The sequence below is a fragment of the Pedobacter antarcticus genome (assembly GCF_900103515.1).
Lineage (GTDB): Bacteria > Bacteroidota > Bacteroidia > Sphingobacteriales > Sphingobacteriaceae > Pedobacter > Pedobacter antarcticus.
Genome location: NZ_FNGZ01000001.1, coordinates 152,705 through 179,442 on the forward strand (window position 1 = coordinate 152,705; position 26,738 = coordinate 179,442).

The 26,738-nt window shown below is 38.5% G+C and carries 23 protein-coding genes and 1 riboswitch; of the genes, 20 read left to right on the forward strand and 3 right to left on the reverse strand.

From position 1 onward, the window contains the following. The first annotated feature begins 48 nt into the window (after positions 1–48). From BLR53_RS00670 to BLR53_RS00700, 7 genes are all read left to right on the forward strand, one after another. A complete protein-coding gene (locus BLR53_RS00670; protein WP_074586220.1) occupies positions 49–1,167 on the forward strand; it encodes a Gfo/Idh/MocA family protein in 1,119 nt (372 codons plus the stop codon). An 8-nt stretch (positions 1,168–1,175) separates the two neighbouring features. Beyond that, a complete protein-coding gene (locus BLR53_RS00675; RefSeq protein ID WP_037444832.1) occupies positions 1,176–1,526 on the forward strand; it encodes a DUF2200 domain-containing protein in 351 nt (116 codons plus the stop codon). 182 nt (positions 1,527–1,708) lie between these two features. Then, complete coding sequence (locus tag BLR53_RS00680) at positions 1,709–2,167, forward strand: MaoC family dehydratase (protein WP_037444829.1); 459 nt, start codon at positions 1,709–1,711, stop codon at positions 2,165–2,167. A 119-nt stretch (positions 2,168–2,286) separates the two neighbouring features. Beyond that, the gene (locus tag BLR53_RS00685; RefSeq protein ID WP_074586223.1) at positions 2,287–3,825 is read left to right on the forward strand and encodes a sensor histidine kinase; all 1,539 of its coding nucleotides are present in this window, start codon (positions 2,287–2,289) and stop codon (positions 3,823–3,825) included. Then, the gene (locus tag BLR53_RS00690; RefSeq protein WP_074586228.1) at positions 3,818–4,174 is read left to right on the forward strand and encodes a response regulator; all 357 of its coding nucleotides are present in this window, start codon (positions 3,818–3,820) and stop codon (positions 4,172–4,174) included. Before BLR53_RS00685 ends, BLR53_RS00690 begins: the two co-directional genes overlap by 8 nt. Positions 4,175–4,213: 39 nt before the next feature. After that, positions 4,214–5,275 (forward strand): sensor histidine kinase, encoded by a 1,062-nt coding sequence (locus BLR53_RS00695; RefSeq protein ID WP_074586233.1) that lies wholly within the window; start codon positions 4,214–4,216, stop codon positions 5,273–5,275. 90 nt (positions 5,276–5,365) lie between these two features. Then, the gene (locus BLR53_RS00700) at positions 5,366–6,295 is read left to right on the forward strand and encodes a DUF5996 family protein (protein WP_074586236.1); all 930 of its coding nucleotides are present in this window, start codon (positions 5,366–5,368) and stop codon (positions 6,293–6,295) included. 14 nt (positions 6,296–6,309) lie between these two features. Here BLR53_RS00700 and BLR53_RS00705 read toward each other — a convergent pair whose 3' ends face one another. Continuing rightward, complete coding sequence (locus BLR53_RS00705; RefSeq protein ID WP_037444816.1) at positions 6,310–6,786, reverse strand: universal stress protein; 477 nt, start codon at positions 6,784–6,786, stop codon at positions 6,310–6,312. Between the two features lie 138 nt (positions 6,787–6,924). Then, a riboswitch (cobalamin riboswitch) is annotated at positions 6,925–7,116 on the forward strand. A gap of 125 nt (positions 7,117–7,241) precedes the next feature. Between BLR53_RS00705 and BLR53_RS00710 the strand changes: the two genes are divergently transcribed. The 3 genes from BLR53_RS00710 (at position 7,242) to BLR53_RS00720 (ending at position 10,456) form a co-directional block, all read left to right on the forward strand. Beyond that, positions 7,242–8,183 (forward strand): PKD domain-containing protein, encoded by a 942-nt coding sequence (locus BLR53_RS00710; RefSeq protein WP_074586240.1) that lies wholly within the window; start codon positions 7,242–7,244, stop codon positions 8,181–8,183. 15 nt (positions 8,184–8,198) lie between these two features. Further along, the gene (locus BLR53_RS00715; RefSeq protein ID WP_074586243.1) at positions 8,199–9,302 is read left to right on the forward strand and encodes a DUF5074 domain-containing protein; all 1,104 of its coding nucleotides are present in this window, start codon (positions 8,199–8,201) and stop codon (positions 9,300–9,302) included. A gap of 260 nt (positions 9,303–9,562) precedes the next feature. Beyond that, complete coding sequence (locus BLR53_RS00720; protein WP_074586245.1) at positions 9,563–10,456, forward strand: bestrophin family protein; 894 nt, start codon at positions 9,563–9,565, stop codon at positions 10,454–10,456. Positions 10,457–10,481: 25 nt separating this feature from the next. Here BLR53_RS00720 and BLR53_RS00725 read toward each other — a convergent pair whose 3' ends face one another. Beyond that, a complete protein-coding gene (locus BLR53_RS00725) occupies positions 10,482–11,324 on the reverse strand; it encodes a hypothetical protein (protein ID WP_037444805.1) in 843 nt (280 codons plus the stop codon). A 431-nt stretch (positions 11,325–11,755) separates the two neighbouring features. After that, positions 11,756–14,959, reverse strand: coding sequence for a TonB-dependent receptor (locus tag BLR53_RS00730; protein WP_083331957.1), 3,204 nt, complete (start codon positions 14,957–14,959; stop codon positions 11,756–11,758). A 554-nt stretch (positions 14,960–15,513) separates the two neighbouring features. Here BLR53_RS00730 and BLR53_RS00735 point away from each other — a divergent pair. The 10 genes from BLR53_RS00735 to BLR53_RS00780 all read left to right on the forward strand — a co-directional run bounded on the left by BLR53_RS00735 (position 15,514) and on the right by BLR53_RS00780 (position 26,728). Further along, positions 15,514–15,696, forward strand: coding sequence for a hypothetical protein (locus BLR53_RS00735; RefSeq protein WP_037445124.1), 183 nt, complete (start codon positions 15,514–15,516; stop codon positions 15,694–15,696). A 30-nt stretch (positions 15,697–15,726) separates the two neighbouring features. Next, positions 15,727–17,430, forward strand: a complete 1,704-nt coding sequence (locus BLR53_RS00740) for a fimbrillin family protein (protein ID WP_074586250.1) — start codon at positions 15,727–15,729, stop codon at positions 17,428–17,430. A 214-nt stretch (positions 17,431–17,644) separates the two neighbouring features. Beyond that, a complete protein-coding gene (locus BLR53_RS00745) occupies positions 17,645–19,033 on the forward strand; it encodes a S41 family peptidase (protein ID WP_176763497.1) in 1,389 nt (462 codons plus the stop codon). Positions 19,034–19,079: 46 nt separating this feature from the next. Next, on the forward strand, positions 19,080–20,006 hold the full coding sequence (locus BLR53_RS00750) for a DUF5106 domain-containing protein (RefSeq protein WP_074586255.1): 927 nt from the start codon (positions 19,080–19,082) through the stop codon (positions 20,004–20,006). Between the two features lie 54 nt (positions 20,007–20,060). Beyond that, complete coding sequence (locus tag BLR53_RS00755) at positions 20,061–21,221, forward strand: MraY family glycosyltransferase (protein WP_037444798.1); 1,161 nt, start codon at positions 20,061–20,063, stop codon at positions 21,219–21,221. A gap of 21 nt (positions 21,222–21,242) precedes the next feature. Further along, on the forward strand, positions 21,243–22,202 hold the full coding sequence (locus BLR53_RS00760) for an NAD-dependent epimerase/dehydratase family protein (protein WP_037444796.1): 960 nt from the start codon (positions 21,243–21,245) through the stop codon (positions 22,200–22,202). A 4-nt stretch (positions 22,203–22,206) separates the two neighbouring features. Next, a complete protein-coding gene (locus BLR53_RS00765; RefSeq protein WP_074586257.1) occupies positions 22,207–23,727 on the forward strand; it encodes a lipopolysaccharide biosynthesis protein in 1,521 nt (506 codons plus the stop codon). A gap of 12 nt (positions 23,728–23,739) precedes the next feature. Continuing rightward, positions 23,740–24,618 (forward strand): polysaccharide pyruvyl transferase family protein, encoded by an 879-nt coding sequence (locus BLR53_RS00770; protein ID WP_074586259.1) that lies wholly within the window; start codon positions 23,740–23,742, stop codon positions 24,616–24,618. Between the two features lie 103 nt (positions 24,619–24,721). Then, positions 24,722–25,780, forward strand: coding sequence for an acyltransferase family protein (locus BLR53_RS00775; protein WP_074586262.1), 1,059 nt, complete (start codon positions 24,722–24,724; stop codon positions 25,778–25,780). An 87-nt stretch (positions 25,781–25,867) separates the two neighbouring features. After that, on the forward strand, positions 25,868–26,728 hold the full coding sequence (locus BLR53_RS00780; protein ID WP_074586264.1) for a beta-1,6-N-acetylglucosaminyltransferase: 861 nt from the start codon (positions 25,868–25,870) through the stop codon (positions 26,726–26,728). Positions 26,729–26,738 lie beyond the last annotated feature (10 nt).

Sequence of the window (26,738 nt, forward strand, 5' to 3'; positions counted from 1 at the left end):
ATTTGTTCTTGATAAAACTTATATTACAGACTAAATATATTTAAACTTATGAATTCACGTCGGGATTTTTTACAAAAGTTAGGCGGATCCGCCCTGGCCTTACATCTGGCATCCGTTAATAGTTGGGCTGCCGGTAAGAATGAATATAATGAACTTTATGACGGGCCAGTTTTGCGGGTAGCGATAATGGGTTTGGGCGGGTACGGTAGCCGTGTTGCCGAAGCGATGCAATCATGTGTTAAAGCTAAACTTGTCGGTGTGATTAGCGGTACGCCTTCGAAAGTCAAAGACTGGCAAAGCAAGTATGGGATTTTAGAGAAGAACTGTTACAATTATGAGAATTTTGACAGAATCATCGAAAACCCTGATATTGATGCCGTATATGTGATAACGCCTAATGCTTTACATCATGACCACGTAATACGTGTAGCTAAAGCGGGTAAACATGTAATTTGCGAAAAGCCAATGGCTTTGAATGCAAGAGAAGGACAGGAAATGATTGACGCCTGTAGAAAAGCAAACGTTAAACTGCTGGTTGGCTACCGTATGCATTTTGAACCCAAAACACTTGAAATTATTAAAATGAGAAAGAATGGAGATTTTGGGAAAATTACATTCTTTCAGGGCTTGTGTGGTTTTAAAATTGGTGATCCTAAACAATGGCGATTGAATAAACAAATGGCTGGTGGTGGAGCGCTTATGGATATTGGAATATACGCTATCAACGGTGCGCGTTATATGGTTGGTGAAGAACCTGTATGGGTCACCGCACAAGAAACCAAAACAGATCCTGTACTATTTAAAGAGGGGGTTGATGAAACTATTCAATTTCAATTTGGGTTTCCCAGCGGCGCGACAGCTTCTTGCTTATCAACATATAACATGAATAATCTGGACCGGTTTTTCCTGAATGGCGATAAAGGATTTGCAGAACTGCAGCCCTCTACCGGTTATGGTCCAATTAAAGGCCGTACAAATAAAGGTGAATTAACCCAGCCTGTAACCACTCATCAAACCGTACAGATGGAAGAAATGGCTGGGATCATTCTAGAAGGAAACCCCCCAGTTGTGCCTGTAGATGGCGAAGAAGCTTTGAAAGATTTAAAAATCATTGACGCGATCTACCTGGCGGTTAAAACGAATAAAAAGATTACCCTTAATCTTTAGGATGGGATATGGAAAATACCCGAGTATTTAAAATGCCCTTCGCTGGGGTTTACCCGCATTACATTCAAAAAGCGGAAAAAAAAGGACGTACAAAAGATGAAGTAGACGAGATTATATTTTGGCTTACGGGATATGATGCACAAACATTGCAACAAAAACTAGATAGCAGAATAGATGTTGAAACCTTTTTTGAGCAAGCACCACAGATAAATCCTAATACTTCAAAAATCACTGGTGTAATCTGTGGCTACCGTGTCGAAGAAATTGAAGACCCGATAATGCAAAAGATACGCTATCTGGATAAGCTGATTGACGAATTGGCGAAGGGTAGGGGAATGGAGAAGATTTTAAGGAAGTAGGTCGAGTATTCTTTAAACTAAACGGTATACTTTAATGAATTTTTATGCCGCACAGAAATTTGTGACCAGATGATTTGGGACATCAATTTCAATTGCTATATTATGATACTATCACGGCACGGATTTGGCGTGTAGCAAATGGGAACTGAAACAACTTAAATCGATAAAAAAGGAATATAAATATGTTAGTTATTAGAAATTTTGAAGAGTATAAATCTTATTTAGGCAAAGAAATAGGGGTTTCGAAATGGCATAAAATAGATCAACACCAAATAAATAAGTTTGCCGATGCGACTCTCGATCATCAATGGATTCATGTAGATAAAGAAAGAGCTGAAAAAGAGGGGCCATTTAGTGCGACTATTGCACATGGATACTTAACCTTATCACTCATTCCATATTTATGGAAACAAATTGCTGATGTTCAGAATATTAAGATGGAAATAAATTACGGGATTGAACAGTTTAAATTCGGTCAGGCTGTAGTAGTAGATAGTGAAGTGCAGTTAAAAGCTAAGCTTAAGTCGATAGTAAATCTTAGAGGTACCACTAAAGTGATTATTGAAGCCACACTTATCATAAAAGATCACGCCAAGCCTGCCTATACAGGAGACGTTATATTTTTATATCATTTTATTTAGTCAATATCTCTAATCCAAATTGAGAAAAAGATCGTATGTAAACAATTAATTAATATAGGCATACAATTGTTTTTACAAATGATATAAACAAAATGAGCTTTATAATGTAGTGTATTTTAATGAATTCAAATATCAAACCCAATTTAACTGATCAGGTGCTTCTGGAAAAAGTAGTGGAAGCAGCGAATACCGGGATAGTAATTACCGATAATCTATTGCCTGATAATCCTATCATTTATTGCAATCCGGCATTCGAACGGCTTTCTGGTTATAGCCGTGAAGAGATCATTGGGCATAATTGCCGTTTTTTGCAAAATCAGGATCGCAAACAGGAATCCCGAAAAACGGTGCGTGAAGCAATCGCCAGAGGAGAGAGCTGTATGGTTGAATTTAGAAACTACAATAAGAGTGGTGAGCTATTTTATAATGAACTATATCTCTCTGCCGTGAAGGATGATAAAGGATGCGTAACCAATTTTATTGGAATCCAGAATGATATCACTGACAGAAGAAAAGCTGAACAGGCCTTACAATTATATTATAATGAGACAGACCGTAAAGTCGTAGAGCGAACCCGGATGTTGAAAGAGAATGAAGAATACCTGTCCAGTATTGTAGAAACTATAAGAGAGAGCTTACTGGTGATGGATAAGGATTACCATATTCTGAGTGCAAATAGTCATTTCTTGAATACATTTAAAGTATCTATTAGTGAAACTAAGGGTAAATTGCTGTATGAATTAGGAAACGGACAATGGGACATCCCTGAACTTAGAAAGATGATGCTGGAAATTCTTCCTACAAACAACCCTGTACTGGATTATGAAGTGGAGCATGAATTTCCTCATATCGGAAAGAAGCTGATGTTGCTGAATGCACATCGGATTGAACTGGAGGGGCAGTTTAAGGATAGAATTCTACTGGCTATTGAAGATATTACTGAGCGTAAAGCTATAGAACAGCGCAAAGATGATTTCCTGTCTATTGCGAGCCACGAACTGAAAACCCCTTTGACTACCGTGCTTGGCTACGTACAAATGATGCAACGCCTGATGCCCGAAACTGTGAGTGATAAGTTCAGATCAGTGGTCGATAAGACTGGGGTTTATGTAGACAGGTTGAACCAATTATTGGCGGAACTGCTCGATGTGTCCCGGATACAAACCGGTAATCTGGAATTACATATGGAATCTTTTGATTTCGATAAGATGGTCATTGATACTATTGACGGGCTAAAGGCTGCGACACCGGGTTATAACATAATTTTAAAAGGTAAAGTCGAAGCCGTTTTTAATGGCGACGAAATGCACTTAGTCCAGGTTCTGACCAATTTAATCAGTAACGCAATTAAATATTCGCCTGAATCACATGAGGTCGAGGTCTACGTATCTAAAGTAAGTAACTTTGTTAAAGTCTCCGTAAAGGATAAAGGTATGGGGATTAAAGAAGGTGAATTGAAAAAAATATTCGAGCGGTTCTACCGCGTTGGTGAGATACAAAAACGCTATCCTGGTATGGGAATTGGTTTATATATCTGTGATCAGATCGTTAAAAACCATGGAGGTACGTTATGGGCTGAAAGCAAAATAGGAGAGGGCTCTGTTTTTAGTTTTACTTTACCAATAAAGGATTATACGGGAGAGGCGAGCAATGGTTAAGAAAATTATGATTTGTGACGATGATAACGGGATATTGGAAATGATGGAAATGATCATTGAAGAGTTTGGTTTCGAGGTGTTTACAGAAGCAAATAGTGTAAATGTTTTAAAACGGCTGGAGTCAGAAAAACCTGATCTGTTATTATTGGATATATGGATGCCTGTTCTTTCTGGAGACCAGGTTTTAAAGACGATTAAAGCGGAGCCTAAGTTTTCATCTTTACCGGTAATTATGTACTCTGCCAGTGCAGAAGGGCATATCATTGCAGAGAAATCAGGTGCCTCTGATTACATCGCAAAACCATTTGATATGAATGATCTGGAAGCTAAAATAATAGCCCTGTTATAAAATATTTTATTCGTTTGCTACTGCTTATTTTATACTTAAATGGAAATCGAATTACAATCATCTGCCACTTACCCTTTTGGTTCAAATGTTCATTTTGCTTATCAGGTCGTCACTGCCGAACTTCTATATCTGCATCCTGATTTTCATTGGGTTATTGATCAGCAAGCTAATCTGAAACTGCATGATGTACTGATGTCCGCCATTCACCCCGATGATTGGGCAGAATTAAAAAATGTTTTTGACAAAGTCATTGGAGGAACATTCAGCGGCAGCGTGAAAATAAAGTTTGATACGCCCCTGGGGTTTCGTTGGCTCCAGATCTGCCCGTTTATAGCCAGTCAGCATGGAAATCTTATTTTACTGGGAAGCATAACCGAGATTACAGATGAAGTTGCTAATCATGAGATTATTGCCCGTTATACAAATAAGAAGAACTCAATATTACATATGCTTGCCCATGACCTGCGGGGACCACTGAATATCGCCAAGTCGGTTACCAAGCTAATAGATGGTGAAATAGAGGAACCCCAAATACAGAAAAAAACGCAATACATCGCAGGGATTCTTCAGCAGGCAATTGATCTGATAGCAGACTTATTGAACAGAGAGTTTCTGGAAACCACCGAAGTGGTTTTAGTTAAGAAAAAAGTAGACATCGTATGTAAACTCAATGAATACCTGGAGGAATGCAGACGATCGGAAGATCTTGCCAAACTCAGTTTCAGATTGCTGAGATCAAATGAGGAAATATTTATTGAACTGGATGATGCAAAATTCATGCAGATTATAAATAATCTGATTTCCAATTCATTGAAATTTACCCGGCCACCTGGAGAAATCATTTTAGAAGTGATAGATGCTGGAGATCAGGTTCAATTTAGCTTTTCTGATAACGGTATAGGTATTCCTGAAAATCAGCTAGACGAAATCTTTGAGGAATTTACTGCCTCACGCAGGCCTGGCCTGAATGGCGAGCCTACTTTAGGACTCGGCTTGTCAATAGTTAAAACCATTGTCGGTTGGCATGGTGGAACTATTTGGTGTGAAAGTGTGGAAGGTTCCGGTACTACTTTCCATTTTATACTTCCAAAAAGCCATTGATGCATTATTCATCTGATTTTAACTTTGTCTTATTATTTAAATTCCGTTGAGCATTGCTTATCTTGTATCTGAACCTCAGATAATTCGATCATGAAAACTACCACTCAATCCTGGCCGGTACTAGATTACGAAAAGTATAATAATACACTCGCAACAGTCCATTTATGGACACAGATTGTTGGTAAAATCAGGCTGTCAAATTCTCCCTGGGTCAATCACTCCTGGCATGTAACACTCTATGTCTCTTCGAGAGGCCTCACTACCGGAAGCATTCCTTATTCCAATGGTATATTTCAATTGGATCTTGATTTCATATCGCATGAGTTGATCGTTTCTTCGAGTGACGGCCAGCGAGAGATCATATTGCTTTATCCGCGCACTGTAGCTAGTTTTTATAAGGAGCTTTTAAGTAAACTTGAACTCATGGGAATTGAAGTAGCCATTTATGCTTCTCCCAATGAGGTTGACCCTGCAATTCCTTTTATGCAGGACGAAATACATAAAAGTTATGACGCCGTTCAAATGAACTTACTTTGGATGGCTCTAGTTAAAATAGAAAAAGTCTTCACCAGGTTTCGGGCCGGTTTCACGGGGAAGGTAAGCCCTGTGCATTTTTTTTGGGGTGCCTTTGATTTGGCTGTGACCCGTTTTTCCGGTAGGGAGGCACCAGTCCATCAGGGCGGAGCACCAAATATGCCAGATAGGGTCATGCAGGAAGCATATTCCCATGAGGTCAGTAGTTGTGGCTTTTGGCCAGGTAGTGAGCTGTCTCCGTCACCGGCATTTTATTCTTATTGTTATCCGACTCCTGAAGGGTTTGGAAAGCAATCTGTACAGCCCGCCGAAGCATTTTATAGTGAAGAAATGGGCGAATTTTTCCTTACTTATGATGTAGTGCAGCGCTCAGGAAATCCCGAGGAATTACTAATGCAGTTTCTGGTATCAACTTATAAAGCCGCGGCTATTACAGGGAACTGGGACAAGGAGCTGGAGTGTAATCTAAGACATTTTGAACGATAGCTAATCCATATTGATTAATCTGTTAAAAATGCAAATTCGGGTACAATGACTGCCGGACATCTAGCGTTACCAAGTATGTCGCTGATGACCGTTCCATACTGGAAATCATCATTGTTACGTGCACGGTAACCTCCCATAACGACCATCAAAATATTTTCTCTTTCGGTAATCAGATTGGTAATATTGTCTGCAAGCGACCCTCCTTCGACAAGACATTCTATCTTTGGTTGATATACATTCTCTGACGCAGCTGTAAGTTGATTAAGGCGTTCTGCTTCCCTTTTCAATTTGGACAGGCTATTTTCCCGGAGTGCAGGGTAATCAGTGTCAGGCCAGTTGTCAAAGGTAGAAACTGGTATGAAATAGGAGTGGAACAGCAACAGGTTAGCCTGAAACTTACCGGCTAATACCAAAGAATATTCAGCTGCATTTCGTGCACAACTGCTGAAATCGGTCAACACAATTATAGTTTTAAGATCTTGATCACTCATAGAATTGGTTTGATTAGTTGAGTTATTAAAGTTACTGTGTTATTACGATATGAAAATGATAATACTCACCTAATTTACTGATAACGAGCATCTTTTTTATCAGACAAACATATCAGTTTTTTTTCTACATTATTTCATTACATTTGCGGCGCTTTTGGTTCCAGGAATAACGCCCAGGATTAAAAGGGAATACAGTGAAAATCTGTAACTGTCCCGCAACTGTAAGCGCCATAACGATTTTCTAATCTAGCCACTTTTCTGCTTCGACAGAATGGGAAGGCTTGAAAGTCGGGCGTGAGTCAGGAGACCTGCCTTTAGCAATATGATTTCATAGCTTCCGGGGATTGAAGCTAGGATGAGACTTAAAATATTGTATTTCATTTCCTTGTTTAACTGTTTGCTGTGGGGTTGCAACTCATATTTGCATTTCGTCAGGGATAATACTTTCGCTTCCTATGAGAATAAAATTAATTCCAGCGCTCTTTGTGCTATCAATCGTTACTTTTTCCTGTAAGAAAGAACAAACGGAAGGAGAGAGAGAATTACCTCCTGTGGTAAACCAATCACCTTATCTAAACAAAATTTATGAGTTTAGACCCGCTCCCGGACAATTTACTAATGAGGGAGGTAATAATGACCTTGCCAAAACAGATATTCTTGTAGGTGCTGTGGGCAATGGGCTGGTATCATTAGGAGGTTATGGTGGTTATATCGTCTTTGGTTTCGATCACGCTGTTACGAATGGACCTGGTGTTGATCTGGGGATTCATGGCAACCCCTTAATTGGGTTAGGGATGGAGTTTTCGGAACCTGGCATAGTGAGCGTGATGCAGGACAAAAATAAAAATGGCTTACCAGATGATGAATGGTTTGAGCTGGCGGGAAGTGATTATAATGCGTCAACAACCATTAAAAATTATAAGATCACTTACTACAAACCAGCAAGCCTGACTGATGATATCCGTTGGACTGACAATCAGGGTAAGGACGGTCTGGTGCTGAGAAATCAGTTTCATAAACAGGATTATTACCCGGGCTGGGCAACTACCGATGAAATATCTTTTACCGGTACCTTAGTTCGTAACACATTAACGCCAGGATCTATTATCACAAATAAACCTTTGGGTATCGGATACTCGGATAATGGATCGAGTGAATATTTAAGCCTGCAGGAGCAGTTTGGACGCGGTTACAATACTTTTGACATCGATTGGGCTGTAGATAGCAATGGAAAGAAAGTTGCGTTAGATGCGATCGATTTTGTTAAGGTTTATACAGGACAGAACAGTAATGGAAATCCTTTTAGCCCTGATAATGATAATCGGAGGTCCCGTTTTGTCGGCGAAATATCAACAGAATTTGCGGGCGCCGCAGACCTCAAATTACTAAAGAAATAAACAACAAACTATACAATGAAACAATTTAACATCAGACAACTACTTTTTGCTGCATTAATTGTCACTACAAGCTTATACTCTTGTAAAAAAGACAATGTTGATAGTCCGGAAATTGATCCCTCAGGGGCCAAATACGACAATGGGTTTTTCGTTATCGGAGAAGGTTCATATGCAAGAAATGCCGGAGCAATTAATTTCTACAGATACGGGGATGATACGTTGAGCATAAGGGCTTATGAAAAAGAAAATCCAGGTAAAATACTAGCAAATAATTCGCAAAGCAGCACGCTGCAATTTGCTTCGGTAATTAATAACAGCATTTACTTGATTAGCAAAATGAACGGGCCGATTGTTAAAGTAAGCGCGTCGACTTTAAAAGAAGAAGCCAGATATGTTCAGGAAACCAGTAATTGGAGAAGTATTATTCAGGTAGACGGAAACCGCGGACTTTTAAGTGCGGGTGATGGTGTTTACCAAATTGATTTAAATAATCTTGCTATTCAGAACAAATTGATTAACGTAAGTGCGTTAAACACAGGTGACATGTTGAAAAATGGCGATTATGTTTATGTATTGCAAAGTAACGGTGCTAAAATCTTGTCTGCCAGTAACTATTCATTCGTGAAAAGTTTTTCTAACCTGAGCCGTGGTTTTGCAGAGACGCCAAATGGTAAAGTATGGGCCTCGACAGGTAGCCGCTTAATTGCAATCGATAGTAAATTGGATACTGTAGGAGTGGCTATTCCAGTAAGTCTGGGGTCATCTGGTTTAGATGCACCTACAAGAATAACCGCTTCAACGAAAGAGAATGCTGTTTTTTATCATTCTGGCAAATCAATCTATAAGTATATTGACGGTAATGTATCTACATTGGCTAAGCCTTTTATTACCATTACTGAAGATCCATTTATGGTTTATGGCGCTATCCGGTATGATAGAAACAAAGATTATATTGTTGTTAATGGAATTCAGGGCTACGGCGCTGCTTCAACAGTTAATTACCTGTTAATTTATAATGCTTCGACTGGTGCTTTAGTTAAGAAAATAAAATACGGTGGAGACGGCGTTACAGTAGATTTTAGTAAGATCTTCTTTCCTGATCTGACTGTATTTCACTAAGTCTTACTAAATCAACGTATTAAATGCTTAAAGCGGGCGTGTCACATAAGATGACACGCCCGCTTTTTGGAATCGATAAAAAAAGATGGAGGGGAGAATCTTCAATTTCCCGATTTTGCGGTAAAAAATAGGCAGTAATATCATCATGGTCGTATAATTACAGATGTCTGCCAGTCAGACATTTACAGGTGCTATAGCAAATAAATTAAACGACTTGGTCTATAATGGATTCAGATTTGCTAAGCTGTAAAAAACGATATATGTTACTTAAAAAGCGGATTCCTTTTAGTTATATCTTCAATAAGGTAAAACTCGAATTATTTCATGTACTAATCATTGGACTTGTTGTCTATTATCTTACGACCAAATTCAGAGAATTTATTCCGGTGATGCCCTTAGGTATTCCTGCATTTCTGGGTACGGCGATATCGGTTATACTTTCCTTTAAGCTCAATCAATCCTATGACAGATGGTGGGAAGCGAGGAAGATATGGGGGAGTATTGTAAATGATAGCAGAAGTTTTATACTGCAGTTGCAGTCATTTGTTATCAAGCCTAATGCAGAAGATATAAAGAAAATTGCATACAGACATATTGCGTGGTGTTATAGCCTGAGTCAATCATTAAGAGGCCAGGACGGTGCTGCAAATCTGAATGAATATTTATCCGTTGAAGACGTAAACAGCTTGGAAAAACATCACAATAAGCATTTAGCTATTCTCCAGTTGAATGCGCAACATGTCGCAGATCTAAAAGAGCGTGATAAGCTCCATGTTTTTAATCATGTTCAGATAAACAATTCCATGGTTAATTTTTCTAATGCTATGGGAATGGCAGAGCGGATTAAAAGCACTGTGTTTCCGTCTACTTACAGGTATTTTTTACATTTAATTATCTACCTCTTTTTGATTACACTTTCTATCTCGCTCCGCGATATTAAAAGCTATTTTGAAATACCACTTTTGCTGGTGATTTCTGCAGCTTTTTTTCTGCTGGAGAAGACCGCAAGCCACCTTGAAAATCCGTTCAGTAATTTGCCTACCGATACTCCAATGACGACGATCTGTAATACCATTGAAATTAATATCAAAAACTTACTGAACGAAGAAGTGAATACTGCGCCCGCGGTTTCTGAATCTTTTTATATCTTGTAAAGATCGTAGGACTGTAAATGAATCCCTATTTCACATTTACAGTTACATAAGCCTTGTTGCCAGCTTTGTCTTGTAATGGAATAGTAAATATGCCTTTAGACTCATTTTCCGATGTGGCTATATTTAAAATGTCGTATTTTTTGTCCTTGTCGCCTTTTGCTATCATAGTGAGTTTCTTGAAAATAGGAGATGATTGTTCCCCAACTATTTTCCACTCACCAGCTCCCTGCTTAATGATGACAGAGATGATTTGATCATTTATCGCTGTTATTTCAAGGGTTCTACCGTAGAAATCATAAGCAGTAGTCACATAGACTTCAAACTTCGCTTTAGCACCTCTTTTATCTACTATTTTATAATAAGAATTTCCTGGCTTTAATGCATTAACTTTCAGTTCGTCATTCTCAACGACTATTACCTCGGCAGAGGTGCCTTTTATTTTTTCAATAGTGTATCCTCCCTCTCCAAAGTTGATATCCTTCATTGTATATGAAGTTCCATTATCAATGAATATCCCATATGCTGATGGGGTGAGAGATTTTGCAGACGAATTGATTACAACCGATGCACTTTGACTGTCTTTATCTGTGACTGTGATGCTCGCTGTATTTTTGAGCAGATTTACTTTTACCTTATTTCCTTCGACTGTCGCTCTGGCATCCTCATCGTCGGATACACTTACGGTATAGCCTCCATTCCCGTCCAGAATTTCAAATTCGAAGTCTATATTACTGGTGTAAATATGTCCCGGTTTAATTGAAAGGGAAAGTTCCTTTATTACCGCTTCGGGTTCTGCAATTAAATCATCTTGTGAACTACAGCCGGCAAAGACACTAGTTATAAGTAACAGGATTAAAACTTTTTTCATACAGTCTGATCAGTAAATATATTTTGGATAATACAATATAGAATTAAGAGTTGTGGTTCTTCCAACTGAAACTGTATTTATCGTGTTACTTTTAATCTTAAACGAATAATAAGTCTTTTGAATAAATGAAACATTTGAACTGTATCCCCTGGTCTGTTTGTTGTAGTTTCAGGAAACTATTTTTCTAACATTATTCATTGTTTCTTCAATGTTCCTTCAATCCAGATTGAAGGAGCATTGAAGAAACAATGAACGAGCAATGAAGGAACTTTGAATTGATTGTGGACTACACAAGCACATAACTAAGCGTTAACTAAAGGTTAATTATGTGTTTTTGTTAACACAGAATTAGAAATTGCAAAATAAATTTCGATAAAAAAAGGGGGATCCGTCCAGATCCCCCTTAAGTATATTAAGCACCAAGCCAAAGGTTAAAACCCGTATCTCAAACCAATTTGAAATTGATAAGGATTACCTGAAGGATTAACAATACCAGCATTGTTTACTCTGTAATTGAATGACTTAGTTGTTGCATCGTAATTTGGAACTGCGGGCACTGCTGGAGAAGTAGCTGTTGCTGGCTTCTCAGCGCTACCATTTAAAGCGTATAGTGCCTGGGTGCCTAAAGATTCATTTACGCCCCATTTTTTGTTCAGTAAGTTTGCAAAGTTGAAGATATCTCCAGAAACTTCCAGGTTATGGTTTTTGTATAGTTTGAATTTCTTACTGACTCTTAAATCTACAATACCAAAGAAATCATTCACGCCACCATTACGTTGCGCAATTTGTCCCGAATATTTGTTGATATATTCTTTCAAGCTCTGACTTGCATTAGGATTATCTAAGATTGCTTGTAAACCATTGCGGACATTCTGTGGTATAGCAAAATTGTTTTTATCAAAGACGAAAGCCAGGTCATTGGTGGCTACAAAATCACCGTTGTTGTTAGTGCCCGATAACAAGCTATAACGTGTACCGCCAATTCCAGAATAACGCACCCCAACTGTCACACCGTAGAAAGTTGGAAGCGTACCATAGATAACGATCTTTTTTCTGAACTGATTATCAGAATAAGTCATGTTGCTCAAGTTTCTCGGGTCATCTTTTACCGGTAAAGATAAAGTGGCAGAATTTGCTACGTTACCGTTGTAAGAGGTATTATCCTTTGCGTCATTCCAAGTATAACTTGCAGATATTTCACCATCTCTGAAATACTTCCACGTTGCATCTAAAACTACTGCAAACTGATTTACTTTACCCTGACTGTTCAATTCCAGGACACGGCCGAATTTATTGCTGATACGGCCGGTTTTCCAGTCCGGAGAACCGTTGCTTGGCATTTCAGGTACGAAAACGCCGCGGTTATCTTCGTTAGGTAACGTAAAGTACGGATCGGCAGACATATTCCTGTCGACATACATATAATTGTTGCGCCCTAATGTTGCATAACCTGTAATTCCAACTTTTAAGTTATCGCTAATTAGTCTGCTATATGATAAGTTAGCTTTATATACCACTGGTATTTTTGCATCTGCGGCATAAGTATTGATCGTTGGTAATTGTAAAGCAGTTAACGTAGGAGCAGAAACCGAACCATCTCTGTATCCCGGGAAATTAGGAGTAGGAACGTCTTTATTAAATACATCTACAGTGGCGAGATGTTTACCGTCAAAAGTTAAGTTGTTAATCGTCACATAGTTGTTTACATCTGAGCCAAAAATTCCTGCCCCAAAGCGAAGAAAATCAGTTCTGTTCTCATTAATATCCCAGTTGAACTGAATTCGTGGCTGAATTAAAAACTGCTTTAATTCATGATCAGTTCTAACACCCAGCTCGCTAAACAAGGTTTCGTTTAACGGTGATTTTGGATAAGAGCTATAATCAAGGCGTAAACCTCCAACGAAGTCAAGGCCTCTCGCTAATTTCGTTTGCATCTGACCGTAAAGTGCTGTATTCCAGATTCCGGCTTTAACTGTTGGGTCTGCAACTAAAGGTACTTCACGATAAAATCTGTTTGGAACCAGGTTTCTAAAGTTATCCAGGGAAGAGCCGGCAGTTGTGTTGGTATATTCAAACCTGCCGTTTACCTCACTACCATAAAGTGATTTAGCATTAGTATACATTACATCTACACCAAATGTGTATTTGACTTTATCTGTGTTATAATAGAAGTTATCGACTAACTGGAAAACGTTATTGGTAAAACCTTCCTGACCAAAACGGTGTCCGCCTATTTGAATTGCTGTATTTGCTGCCGTACCATCCGATAATGTTGACTGAACGTTTCCGACTACTGCTCTTGGAATAGCGTATTTAAGCTCGTCATTTTGCGTACTTGCCTGGAATGTATATAGATGCTGTACTTTCAGCTCATTGGTTATTTTGCTGCTAATGGTGGAGCGTAATGTCGCCAGTAAGCTATTATCAACGTTTTTATCATTTCCATAACTTTCGTAGAAGTTGATCGCAGTGTTATCTCCTAATCCTAATGGATTTCTGTCATTCGTATAATTATCACGAATGGTTAAGAGGTTTCTGTCGTTGATCTGCCAGTCTAAACGGGCAAATGCAGCATCAGAACCACGTTTCTTATCGAAGGTGCCATATTGTGGGGTATTTGCGACACCATATTTATTTCTCGCGATCGATAAAAAGTCTGTTAAAGTAGCATTGGTAATTCTAAATCTTGCTTCATCGGCAGGACCATTGATGTCGGCAATAATTAACGGACGTGAATCTTTCTGATGATCCAAACCAATGAAGTAATGGAGCTTATCTTTAATGATCGGCCCACCTAATGTAAATCCATACTGATAAGTAGAGAAATCATTTTGACGTCTGATACCTCTAATATCATAAGGGCTGGATAACCAGTCTGCTCTTCCGTACATGAATGCACTTCCGGTAACTGTATTTGTACCGGATTTAGTTACCGCAGTAACTGTACCGCCACCAGCTCTTCCTAATGTCACATCATATTGGTTTGTAACTACTTTGAATTCGCGCACAGCCTCTATAGAGATAGAGTAGGGGGCACCACTACGACTGGTTGTACTACCTGAAGATGTAGGGTTTTTAGCACTCATACCATCAATAGTATAGTTAGTGGATGAGCCTAGTTGCCCAGAAATACCGCCGCCGCGGCTTAAAGGAGACAAATCCATCAGATTTGAGAAGTTTCGGCCGTTAACAGGGAGCTGATTCATAGTTCTCGCTGAGATCTCAGTTGATGCGCCGAAATTCTGGACTTTATTTTTCAAACCAGATGCGACAACCTGCACTGCTTCCAAATCCTGAGATGCTTCCTGCATTGAAATATTAACTCTTACGACGTCACCCAGGTTCAAGTTATAACCGTTTCTGGTCTGTTCGCCGTAACCCATAAAATTGGCTTTTACTGAGTATGGTCCACCTAAAGGGAGTTCTTTAAAAGTGTATTCACCTTGCGCATTAGTAGATGTTCTGGTCGTGAAACCAGTGGAATTGTTTTTAACCTGGACAGAAGCACCTGGAACGGGCTTCTTTTGTTCATCAGTTATGATACCTAAAATAGATGCTTGTGTAGTTTGTGCATGTAGGGAATTTTTTACACAAAAACACAGCAATAATACCGCTAATAGTAGATTTCTTACCATAATTAGTTTGTTTTTTTTTGCTACAAAGATGTTGCTGCAGTATTAAGTGAAGTTTGATTTTAGATTAATAAATGGTTGTGAAATTCTCCTTTTTAGGACCTAATGTTAAGATAAAAAATGAGTTAAGACTGCCGATATAGTAAGAAGTGTCCGGTCAATTCGGGTAGGAATTTAACTCCGTTAAAACGTGAATTTTTTACCCTCCATGTAAATCTAAGTGTTTCTTGTTATGGTTTGTATACCAGTGTTTTATATGTTTTTTTGTTTGTGCAGGCTATTTGATGTAACATCAAAATGTGTCTTTCTCGCTGGACCGAACTTCTGGCAATTGGTTAAATTTGTAGGTAAATAATATTTCTTATGAAAAGAACCTGGCGAATATTCTTTGCCATTGCTGCAATATTTAACATGTAGCCTGCCATTGATCAAATGGTATTTCAGAACTAAATATTCATCAGGATATGCAGAACATGCTCTTTGTGATTTGCAACACAAATAAGAACATCGTAAGAGCGGGGAGAAATGAGGAAAATAATAAACATAAACATATACCAATGAAAAAGGAAAAAAAGATCAAATACGAAGCACCTGCTTTAGAAGTAGTGTTCGTAGAGCTGGAGCAGGGAATAGCTGCTGCTTCTGTAACGGTTTCCGGAGGAAATTCGGGTGCTCCATATCAACCTCAGGTTGACGATTGGGGAGATGGTGGCGGAACTACCTTTAATGGAGACCTATAATAAAGATCACGAACTTTTTAATGAAAAAATATGAAATTACTATACAAAAATTCTATCCCTAAAATAGCGGTAGCTGTTTTATTTGTATTTGCCACGCAGCTTTTCCAGAGTTGCTCGAAAAATAAGGCTGAAAATGAAGTGCCAGGGGAGACCAGACTAGACGGTAAAATCTCGGTGAAGGTTCTTGGTATCGACGATGATGAAGGCGTTACTCTAATTAATCCAAAAGCTAATGTTGGAAACAAATCAGTAGCCAGAGAGACTGGCACTACACCGAGAAAAATCATTACATATCCTGGGTTTGATGCCGTTGTTTCTGTAGAGCGCGACGTGTTAAAACAACCTAATATAGCTATTGGAAATGTACCGAAGGGAATATCAACTACGAGCGATTTACTAGCTGTCTCTGCTATGGCGACAGACGTTAAATACCGTCTTTTATTATATAAAACAGATGGAACGTTCGTAAGCTCCACACCATTGGTATCGGGAACTGCCGGTGCAGTGGATGTTGCTAAAGGAACTTCATATAATTGGTATGCAATTTCATATAATAGTACAGATGCCGTGCCAGATGTAGATCCGGCAGACCCAACTCTTGCTCTGCCTGGAGGCAAAGATGTGTTATATGCAAGTGGAACAATCGCCATTCCTGCAAACGGACCGGATGGTAATAGTCCATTGGGCATAACTTTTAAGCATAGCCTTGCCCGTATTGCAGTGGAACTGAATACCATGGGAATGTTTGCAGATATAAATACAGCTGCGGTTAGTGTATCCGGGATAGTTTTAAAGACAGCTACGATCAATCTTAAAACTGGTGCGCTATCTGATTTAGTGGATTATACACAGGTTGTTAATTATGCTAGTTTTTCAGATGTGCTGGCCCCATATCATGATGCGAAAGTAGCCTATATATACACCGCGGATGCAGCTACTCCAGCTGCGCTTACAGTTACGTTAACGAATTTGGCGCTTGACATAGATAATTCAACAATAAGATCTTTTGCTACTTTATTAGGTGCAACTCCGTCGGTTTTTACATTTAATGTGACGCCTCAATTAGGCCGCAGTTACAGGGCCTTAGTTAATTTGGTTGAATCACCGTTGACAGTTGCAGGCGTAAGATGGGCGAGGGCCAATTTGTATAACCCTGGTGGGCACAACCCTTACCGTTTTCATCATACTTATGCGAGTACAAATCGACGAGACAGCTACTTTTCTTTTAAAGGGATTGTTTCCGCCGATTATGGTACAAATGGCGATCCTTGTACACTGGTTTATCCGGCTGGAATATGGCGTCAGGCCAGTGAACCTGATTTTAGGTTGTTAGTAGGTGGCTTATTGGGACCTCCCGCTCAGCCGTTTACAACCGGAACTGTCGGAGCTCTCCGTTTTCTTGAATATACAGCGACAGGAACTGCCGCACCTTATCCAAGTAACAGACTGCATTTTAACTATAATGGAGAAGGTGTTGGACTTTCTTTGGTAGAAGGCATTATTCAACTGAATTTTAACGATACTTATGGAAACAGCGCGCAAATATGGACAAGTACTGCCGGTCTGGACTTACTTGGATTAGCTGGTGTAGGAGCCTGGGATTATTCGGCAAATACAGGTATTCTGGGTACTAGTGCAGCCCTTGGGGTTTCCCTTCTGAACGTATCTGCTATTGGTCTGGATGTTATTAAGACGAATTTCAAGAACGTTCGCTGCGTACGTGCAGCCATCTAATTATAAGCTGCCCATCTAGGGTAATGAAATGATAATGAAAGCGGTTTGATGCTGCATCAAACCGCTTTTTTACACCCAAATTGGGGTTCAGCAATGAGACAAGATCAATTTTATGTTTTACTGGAAAATCATAAGCGTGATGAGGGGCCTGGGTTATAAGTTTTTTTTAGTAAATGGATTCTTTCTGCTGTTTTTTTTATCCTGTAAAAAAGAAATGTTACCTATTTCCGAGGGCAATGAAAGGGCGGCCGACCAGCAGTTGAAAGACAGTATTTTCCATTATTATAAGCTTTATTCCTTATGGAGTGATAATATAATGCCAGAAGATAAAGCTCTGTTTTCATTTACAGATTCGTATGCGTCACCCGTTGATCTACTTACTGCCTTAAAAAGGACAACCCCATTTCACGCAGGTTATAATGCGAGTATTGATCGGTTTTCTTATCTGGAAGACATGAGTAAGATTGGAAGTTCACCTGATGACATAGAAGTGAACCGGGGTTTTGGTCTTTTTGTATCATTAGGAGCAGTGAACGAAAACTTTGCTTACCCGATAATATATTATGCAGAAGGGGGCTCTTCGGCGGCTCAATCTGGTATCAGACGGTCGGATGTGATTTTGGGAATAGATGACGATCAGGATTTCAGTGTTCCGGTTTCCTGTGAGTCAGGGAGCTGTAAGTTTACGGACGAGAAGATTCGCCAGGCAGTTGTGAATAAGTTGCTGGCAGCCATGCAACAGAGCAGCATGCGAATCAAAGTTCGTCACACTGATGGCAATGAGTCCACTAAATCGATCTCATCAACACCATATGAAGTTAATCCAATAATCAAAAATAAGGTGTTCTTATATCCTGCTAAAGCTATTGGTTACCTGGCGCTTTCGTCTTTTGAAGCCGTACCCGAGGGAAAAGCCAACCGAAGCCGGTTGAATCAGGTGTTTGACGATTTTGAGCAAAACCAGATCAGGGACCTCATTTTTGATTTGCGTTACAACACAGGAGGACATGTTAGCACTGTAGAATATATGGCTAACAAAATAATTGGTGCTACAGCTGACAGGGCTTTAATGTATAAATACATACTAAATACATACCTCTCACAACCTGATAATTTACCTGGGGAGTCTTTTGACGATGTGAATTTTCAACGCCGTAATAATCTGAATCTGAGTACTGTCTATTTTTTAGTAACAGACGTTACAGCTTCTGCCTCGGAATTGCTGATCAATGTTCTTCGTCCTTATATGAATGTCGTAATCATAGCAGAACATAATGGTACATATGGCAAACCTGTTGGTTTTTTCAGACAGGAAATTATGGGAAAGAAAGGGCTTTGGGTGGCATCTTTTAAATTGACCAATGCACGGAATCAGACAGATTACTGGGATGGGATCGGTGGAGATCAGCGGAATGTGAGAGACTATATCTTTCGGGATTTTGGAGATGCAGAAGAGGATATGCTATCTGCAGCGCTCAATCATTCACTGGGTAAAGCAGGCTCGTCTGCCCGGGCATCAGCAAGATCAGACAGGGGGCAAGCAGTAAAAATGACCAGGATAGAAAATGTGAATATCGTTAGTCAGGGGTATATGCGGAGGTAAGAATCCTCGGATAATAAATATGATAATATTAGATAGATAGTTAAATATGAATAAGGTGCTTTTTTTTAGATCTGTTGTATTGTCTTGCATTATTTTAAATGTATTGTTTAGCTGTGCCAGGAAAAACGAGAAATTACCCGATTCTGCTAAAGTAGATACGGGCACTAAACTCTCTGTAGAGACCTCTCCTGAACGTCTGTTCTTTCATTATTGGGATAATTTTGATTTTAAGGATACCATCGCCTTAAGAGATCCCGCTATAGGTGAACAGCTCCTGGTCGATTTCATTGCCAGTCTCCCTAAATTTCCGGATACGATCAGCTCAAGGGCAATAAAACATATGCTTTCAAAAGCAAAGCCATTTCCTACCAGTTTTGAATTTTTCAAAAAGCAGTATGAACACTATTTGCACGATCCGAATTCGCCGGTACGCAATGATTTATATTATAAACCTGTCTTGGAATTTCTATTGGACTCATGTAAGCTCGGTGAGGCCGATAAATATATCTACAATGCACAACTGGCAATGGTCAAAAAAAATAACGTAGGTTCAGCAGCAGTGGATTTTGAATTTCAGATCCCTACAGGTGGAAAAAGGAAGATCTCTTCTGTCCATGCACCTTTTGTCCTCTTATTCTTTTATGAGCCTGGTTGTCCGCATTGTGAAACAGCAATTGCGGAACTCCAAACTAGCACGAGATTCCGCCAGCTTGTCGACAAAGGAATACTGAATGTATTAGCAATATATGCACTCGGTGATCATAACGTCTGGAAGGCATATCAATCGCATATTCCGGCAACCTGGACGAATGGATTCGATAGTGGTAAACAGGTGCTCGCTAAAGGTTTATATGACATTCGAGCCTCGCCTACGATTTACCTGCTGGACATAAACAAGAAAGTTCTTTTGAAAGACACAGATCTGTCAAAGGTAGCCCTATTCTTAAACGCCCAGTCTACCCTTAATATATAATTAATAGTAACGAATACTTGAGTGTGGTTTATGTTTCACTTAATGAATTAAAAGATGACGACCGTAAAAATTTTAATTATCCTGATCCCTTTTCTATTAGCATTTTACCTTGGAAGGTCTATTATCCGTTTCATTTATCTTGTAAGCTACAAGAAGCGACTTTTTGACCCGGTTAATAATCGAAAAACACATGAGCATATCATACCCAGATTGGGTGGTGTGGCATTTGCACCAATCCAATGTTGTTTGATGACATTAGCAGTTGTAATCTTTCATAAGTACAACTTTTTAAATGACCTGCATTTAAATACTGGTGAAATATTACCAATGTTCCTGTTACTTACAACTGGTCTGGTAATCTTGTTTATTGTCGGGCTTGCAGATGATCTGATAGGTGTTAGTTATAAGTTTAAATTTTTTGCGCAGTTGGTTGCTGCAATGCTTTTACCACTTTCCGGTCTGTGGATAAATGATATCTACGGTGTATTTTTTATCGATTTTATACCTGCCTGGGTAGGTATGCCACTGACGGTTTTCGCGGTAATGCTCATTATCAATGGCATCAATCTTATTGATGGAATTGATGGTTTATGTTCCGGACTGATAATGGTCAGCAGCTTGATTCTTGGTATTTTGTTCGCTGCAGAAGGTGCATGGTTACACGCTATTTTCGCTTTTATTACAACTGGCCTGTTAATTCCTTTTTTTTACTTTAATGTATTTGGTGCATCAAAACGGAAACGTCGCATATTCATGGGGGATACCGGCAGTTTAACCCTTGGCTATTCAATCGCTTTTTTAGCAGTTAGTTTTTCTATGAATAATCAGGATATCAAACCATTCTTTGATGGTGCAATTGTGTCAGCATTTACAACCTTGATTGTTCCTGTCTTAGATGTAGCCAGAGTAATGTGGGTACGATTTAGAAACGGAAAGTCAGTTTTTGAGCCTGACCGGAACCATATTCATCATAAATTTTTGGACCTCGGCATTTCCCATCGTACTGCCATGATCTATATCATATTGCTCGCGCTATTTTTTAGTGTCTTTAATATTGTCAGCGTACAATATATCAGTAATAACATTGTACTGGCTTTAGATATTGTCCTTTGGGGTCTATTTCATTTTGTATTTCACCGGATTGAGGCGGGGAGAAGAGCCGATACTGCAATTTCATTAAGTAAGAACGCACAAATCAGCTATAGCGAAGTATAAATTTTATTTAGAATTGAAGATATGAAAGTTGCCATCATTGGAGGGTCAGGTTTTGTCGGAACCCGACTGATAGAGACCCTGAAACAAAATCAAGGATTTGAATTTCTTAATATAGACAAACAGCAAAGCAGCAGTTTTTCAGCTATTACCCACATTGCAGATGTGCTAAGAAAAGACACGTTAGTCACTTTATTAAAAGGTGTGGACGTAGTTGTGTTATTAGCGGCAGAGCATCGTGACGATGTTACACCTGCTTCTTTATATTATGACGTAAATGTTCAGGGGATGAAAAACACCCTGGAAGCGATGGCCCAAAACGAGGTAAGGCGTATCGTATTTACCAGCACCGTAGCAGTTTATGGATTAAATAAAGTAAATCCGGATGAACTTACTCCGGCCAACCCATTTAATGCTTATGGAAAAAGCAAATGGCAGGCGGAACAGGTTCTGCAGCAATGGTACGACTCGCATCCGGACTGGAATATTAATATTATCCGTCCGACGGTGATTTTTGGGGAAGGTAACCGGGGGAATGTATACAATCTGCTGAACCAAATTGCTTCTGGTAAATTTTTGATGATCGGAAAAGGTAATAACGAGAAATCAATGTCTTATATTGGTAATATAGTTGCTTTTATGGAATTTCTGATCCGCGAACGAAAAACAGGGTATGAGGTATACAATTACGTAGACAAACGTGATTTTACCACCAATGACCTCGTTCACCATACGGGAGAAGTATTGGGTAAGAAAATCCCAACTATACACATTCCCTATACATTAGGGATATTGGGCGGATACGGATTTGATATCCTGGCTTGGATACTTCGTAAAAAATTAACTATAAGTTCAGTGAGAGTAAAAAAATTCTGCGCAGTGACCCAGTTTGATTCGAAGAAAGCTATGACAACCGGATTTGTACCTCCTTACTCTATCGAAGAAGGATTGAAAAGAACGCTGCGAGCTGAGTTCGGTAAATAAATATATGTCAGATACAACGAATAGCAAGCGAATTGCTAAAAATACCCTAGTGCTTTATATACAGATGTTTGTCAGCATGCTCATTGGGTTGTATATCTCCCGTGTTGTGCTGAACGTATTGGGAGTAGAGGACTTCGGCTTATACAACGTTATTGGAGGTGTAGTGGCCATGTTTGGTGTGCTAAATTCGGCAATGGCATCATCAACCAGTCGCTTTATAACATTTGAGTTGGGGCGGGGAAATAATGACAGGCTAAAATCGGTTTTCAGTGTAAGCTTGCTTATTCATCTTTTGATTGCACTTTTAATTTGTGTTTTAGCAGAAACTGTAGGATTATGGTTTTTGAAAACGCGTATGCAGATTCCACCATTACGTATGCAGGCCGCGGTATGGGTATTTCATTTCTCTATAATCAGTGCATTTATTTCCATTATTAATGTGCCATATAGCGCAGTGATTATTGCACACGAAAAAATGGGTGTGTTTGCTTACTTCTCTATACTGGATATGGTCTTGAAACTAGTTGTTGTTTTCTTACTCCAGTCGGTTGACTTTGATAAATTAAAAATCTATGCAATGATGTTGGTTGTTGCACAGTTTATCATGCAAATTATTTATTGGGGTTATTGTTTCCGTAAATTCGACGAGGCGAGAGGTGGAATTAAATGGAATAAGCCTTTATTTAAAGAGATGGCTTCTTTTGCGGGTTGGAGTATGTTTGGTGATTCAGCGTTTTTATTATTCACTCAAGGCATAAATATATTGCTCAATATATTTTTTGGAGCGACAGTCAACGCCGCGCGTGGAATAGCAGTTCAGGTCCAAGGGGTAATATCACGTTTTATCAGTGGCTTCCAAACTGCGCTGAACCCACAGATTACAAAAAGTTACGCCGCAAATGACCTAACTTATATGCATAAGTTGATTTATGTAAGTTCAAAATATTCGTTTTTTTTACTGCTGCTGTTATCTCTGCCCGTTTTTTTGGATATAGAGAACTTACTTATTTGGTGGCTCAAAATTGTCCCGGAGCATACTGTTAATTTCGTTCGTGTCATGCTGCTCATTTCACTGGTTGACAGCTTAGCCAATCCACTGGTTTTTGCAGCTAAGGCGACCGGAAGAATTAAGGTTTATCAATCTATCTTAGGGAGTTTGCTTCTCTTGGTTGTACCTCTGGGTTATGTAGCCTTGAAATTTGGATTACCTCCGGAGTCAGTTTTTATTGTACACCTGGTTATTGTAATAATTGGGCAGATTGTGCGGGTATGGTTAATCCGTAATATGATTGAGCTTCCATTGAAAGAGTATTTGGTGCAGGTTGTTTATAAGTGTTTTATTGTTTTGCTTATTTCACCAATTGTTCCATATCTGATATATCAGTCAGTATCACAGCCTTTCTTACGCTTCGTAAGTGTCAGCCTAGCAAGTCTTTTTTCTATGTTCTTTCTTATCTATTTTGTAGCAATGAGCAAAACGGAAAAGGATTTAATTATAAATAGTTTTTGGTCAAAGATTAAATGATAAAAATATTATATGCGCGTTATTAATCTAATATATTGGGATAGTGATAATTTTGGAGATGCATTAAATCCTTTGCTTATTGAAGAACTGTCAGGTTTAAAGGTTCAGTATAAAAATATACAACTGTCCTTAAATGAGCGAATACGAATACTTTTTAAAAGTATTATCTCGTTACGACCCAGTGTTTTAGCGCCTATTATCTTTCCATGGCAAAAAACCTTTGTTGGCGTAGGATCTGTCATGAGTTGGGCTAAGGCAGATTCTCTTATTTGGGGTGCTGGTTTTATGAATAATTCTGATTCATTCAGGGGGGGAGAAACATTTGCCGTACGGGGTAAATTGACTGACGAGAAATTGAGAAGCGCTGGGTTTTCCGGATCCAAAGTTTATGGAGATCCAGCGTTACTACTGCCTTTGTGGCTTAATCCAAATATAAAAAAACAACATAAGTTAGGGATCATTCCTCACTGGAAAGAAGTTGATTTTTTCATAGAAAACTATGGGGATAGGTATCAGATAATTGATTTACGTACCAGAGACATTGAGAAAGTGATTAATGAGATTTCTGCGTGCGAATTTGTACTCTCTACATCGTTACATGGTATTATCGTGGCTCAAGCGTATAATGTTCCGGCGCTGTGGATTGAAAAAGGACATATTGATACTGATGGATTCAAATTCCATGATTATTTCAGTTCAGTGAATATTCCCTTTTACGATGGGTTTAAAGACTTTGACTGCATTTTGAAAAATGATCAAACTTGGATGCAGTTATTTGAACAGAATCGAGATAAAGCTAACATTAATACGTCGCTAGATGAGATCCAATCTGAACTGCTCCGGTCAGCGCCTTTTCCTTTAAAAGAAAAATATAGAATGATAATCCAATGATGTGATTTTACACCTTATCATTTCAATTTATGACTAGTATTAGGCATACATTGTTTGGTGCTTCGCATTTGATATTGTAGTTAGATTAAAGAAGAACGATTTAATGATAGTGAAAAATAAAGTTGAATCATTACAAATAATTAGAGCATTTGCCGCAGTTTTAGTGACTATTTGCCACATATGGAATGACGGTTGGCTACCAATTGAGTTTACAAATTTGGGAGGATTTGGCGTGGATTTATTTTTTGTTTTAAGTGGGTTTATAATGTGCCTCACCGTTAAGCTCAATATCGGGTCCAAATATTTAAATGCTAAATATTTTTTGAATAAAAGGATAATCAGAATATTTCCTATTTATATATTGTGCGCTTTTCCACTGCTACTGTTTAATATTAAAGCTGAAGGGATTAAAAGCAGCTTTTTTTATATCGGGAATCTATTTCTGCTCCCTTCGTTCAACAACGACGTCAATTATGCATTCGTTTTAGGTACAGGATGGACTTTGGCTTACGAAATGTTATTCTATTACATATTTGCATTTTTTATTTTAATAACGGGCAGCAAGTTTCGTTTGTTGGTTTTGTCATCTATCTTTCTCTGCAGTTTAGTTTTAATAGTTAATGTTTTTGGGTTCAAAGGAGGTCAGCTCCGATGGGTTAATTTCAGTTACATTATAGGTGATACACTACTTCTGAATTTTGTATTAGGAATAATCTGTTACTTTATTTATATAGAACTAAAAGATCGAATTTTTCTTAATTATTTTCATAGTTTACTTTTACTGGCTATTTTAAGTGTATTGGCTGCCTATCTTAATACGCTAGATTCTTTACCGAGAATCATTTCGTTTGGACTACCTGCTTTTGTTATTGTAAGCTTTTTTACGTTAACGAGAAATAACCTTAATAATAGCTGGTTACTAAAAAAGATTGTTTTTATTGGCGACGCCTCATACAGCATATATTTAACACATTTTTATTTTGCTTTTTTTAAACCAAAGGTATTATTGGTGGCTAAGCATATTGACCTAGAATTTAATGTGTTAATAAATATTATAGATGTTTTACTTTTGGTCGGTGCAGTTGCTTGCGGATGTTTATTTTATATAATAATTGAAAAGCCAATTATTAAGTACACTTCACGCGGCGTAATTGCAAGGTGATTTTACGGCCTGTGCCTAAGATAGGAGACTTGGGTTTTTAAACAATAATATGTTATAAAGTGGTCGCCTACCTAATGTTTAATTAAAATGCAGAAAGAAAATATGAAACACGCATACTTGATTATAGTACATCACCAATTCGAAGTTTTACGAAGTCTGCTAGCTGCTTTGGATGATGAACGGAATGACCTCTTTATTCATTTTGACAAAAAAATCAAAAGTTGGCCTAAACTTGAGACTGATAATGCCCGAATTTTTGTGGTTGGAAATAGAGTCGATGTGCGTTGGGGTAACGTTTCACAGATTGAAGCCGAGTATGAATTGTTTGCGGCAGCTCATAAGAAAGGGCCTTATTTGTATTATCATTTGATTTCAGGAGTGCATCTTCCGCTGTGTTCGCAAAATGATATGCATGATTTTTTTGATCGGTTATCTGGAAAGGATCTGCTGATGAAAATGAATACTTCGACTGACGAAATAGCACTTAAAGTGCAGAAGTATAATCTTTTTACTGAGAATTATATTTCTTCAATAAATTACAGGCAGAGATTCTACCAGCGACTTTGGAGTATTTCAATTAGATTTCAAAGAATTTTTGGGGTTTCCGTAAATAAGAGAGAATTGTTTTATAAGGCTGCGAATTGGTTAAGCCTTACTGAGAATTCAATACAATACGTATTGGACAAAAAAAAAGATGTATTGAAAAAATATAAGTATACTCTATGTGGAGATGAATTTTTTGTCTCATCAGTATTGGAGAATTCCGAGCTCAGATCTAATATTATGTATTATAATAATTTGCTGAAATGCGACTTTGACGGAGCAAATCCAAAATCATATACTATGTCTGATTATGAGGACTTAATGGGGTCAGGGTGTCTATTTGCTCGTAAATTTAGTGACGACGATTTGATACTAGTCAATAGAATTGTGGAAAATATTTCTTAATTGTGATAAA

Coding starts and splice junctions, on each gene's coding strand:
- BLR53_RS00725 (WP_037444805.1), bottom strand. CDS start 11,324: ATGAAAAAAGTTTTAATCCTGTTACTTATAACTAGTGTCTTTGCCGGC.
- BLR53_RS00765 (WP_074586257.1), top strand. CDS start 22,207: ATGTCAGATACAACGAATAGCAAGCGAATTGCTAAAAATACCCTAGTG.
- BLR53_RS00670 (WP_074586220.1), top strand. CDS start 49: ATGAATTCACGTCGGGATTTTTTACAAAAGTTAGGCGGATCCGCCCTG.
- BLR53_RS00675 (WP_037444832.1), top strand. CDS start 1,176: ATGGAAAATACCCGAGTATTTAAAATGCCCTTCGCTGGGGTTTACCCG.
- BLR53_RS00750 (WP_074586255.1), top strand. CDS start 19,080: ATGAATAAGGTGCTTTTTTTTAGATCTGTTGTATTGTCTTGCATTATT.
- BLR53_RS00720 (WP_074586245.1), top strand. CDS start 9,563: ATGTTACTTAAAAAGCGGATTCCTTTTAGTTATATCTTCAATAAGGTA.
- BLR53_RS00705 (WP_037444816.1), bottom strand. CDS start 6,786: ATGAGTGATCAAGATCTTAAAACTATAATTGTGTTGACCGATTTCAGC.
- BLR53_RS00695 (WP_074586233.1), top strand. CDS start 4,214: ATGGAAATCGAATTACAATCATCTGCCACTTACCCTTTTGGTTCAAAT.
- BLR53_RS00775 (WP_074586262.1), top strand. CDS start 24,722: ATGATAGTGAAAAATAAAGTTGAATCATTACAAATAATTAGAGCATTT.
- BLR53_RS00745 (WP_176763497.1), top strand. CDS start 17,645: ATGTTACCTATTTCCGAGGGCAATGAAAGGGCGGCCGACCAGCAGTTG.
- BLR53_RS00780 (WP_074586264.1), top strand. CDS start 25,868: ATGCAGAAAGAAAATATGAAACACGCATACTTGATTATAGTACATCAC.
- BLR53_RS00740 (WP_074586250.1), top strand. CDS start 15,727: ATGAAATTACTATACAAAAATTCTATCCCTAAAATAGCGGTAGCTGTT.
- BLR53_RS00685 (WP_074586223.1), top strand. CDS start 2,287: ATGAATTCAAATATCAAACCCAATTTAACTGATCAGGTGCTTCTGGAA.
- BLR53_RS00680 (WP_037444829.1), top strand. CDS start 1,709: ATGTTAGTTATTAGAAATTTTGAAGAGTATAAATCTTATTTAGGCAAA.
- BLR53_RS00710 (WP_074586240.1), top strand. CDS start 7,242: ATGAGAATAAAATTAATTCCAGCGCTCTTTGTGCTATCAATCGTTACT.
- BLR53_RS00730 (WP_083331957.1), bottom strand. CDS start 14,959: ATGGTAAGAAATCTACTATTAGCGGTATTATTGCTGTGTTTTTGTGTA.
- BLR53_RS00715 (WP_074586243.1), top strand. CDS start 8,199: ATGAAACAATTTAACATCAGACAACTACTTTTTGCTGCATTAATTGTC.
- BLR53_RS00735 (WP_037445124.1), top strand. CDS start 15,514: ATGAAAAAGGAAAAAAAGATCAAATACGAAGCACCTGCTTTAGAAGTA.
- BLR53_RS00700 (WP_074586236.1), top strand. CDS start 5,366: ATGAAAACTACCACTCAATCCTGGCCGGTACTAGATTACGAAAAGTAT.
- BLR53_RS00690 (WP_074586228.1), top strand. CDS start 3,818: ATGGTTAAGAAAATTATGATTTGTGACGATGATAACGGGATATTGGAA.
- BLR53_RS00770 (WP_074586259.1), top strand. CDS start 23,740: ATGCGCGTTATTAATCTAATATATTGGGATAGTGATAATTTTGGAGAT.
- BLR53_RS00760 (WP_037444796.1), top strand. CDS start 21,243: ATGAAAGTTGCCATCATTGGAGGGTCAGGTTTTGTCGGAACCCGACTG.
- BLR53_RS00755 (WP_037444798.1), top strand. CDS start 20,061: ATGACGACCGTAAAAATTTTAATTATCCTGATCCCTTTTCTATTAGCA.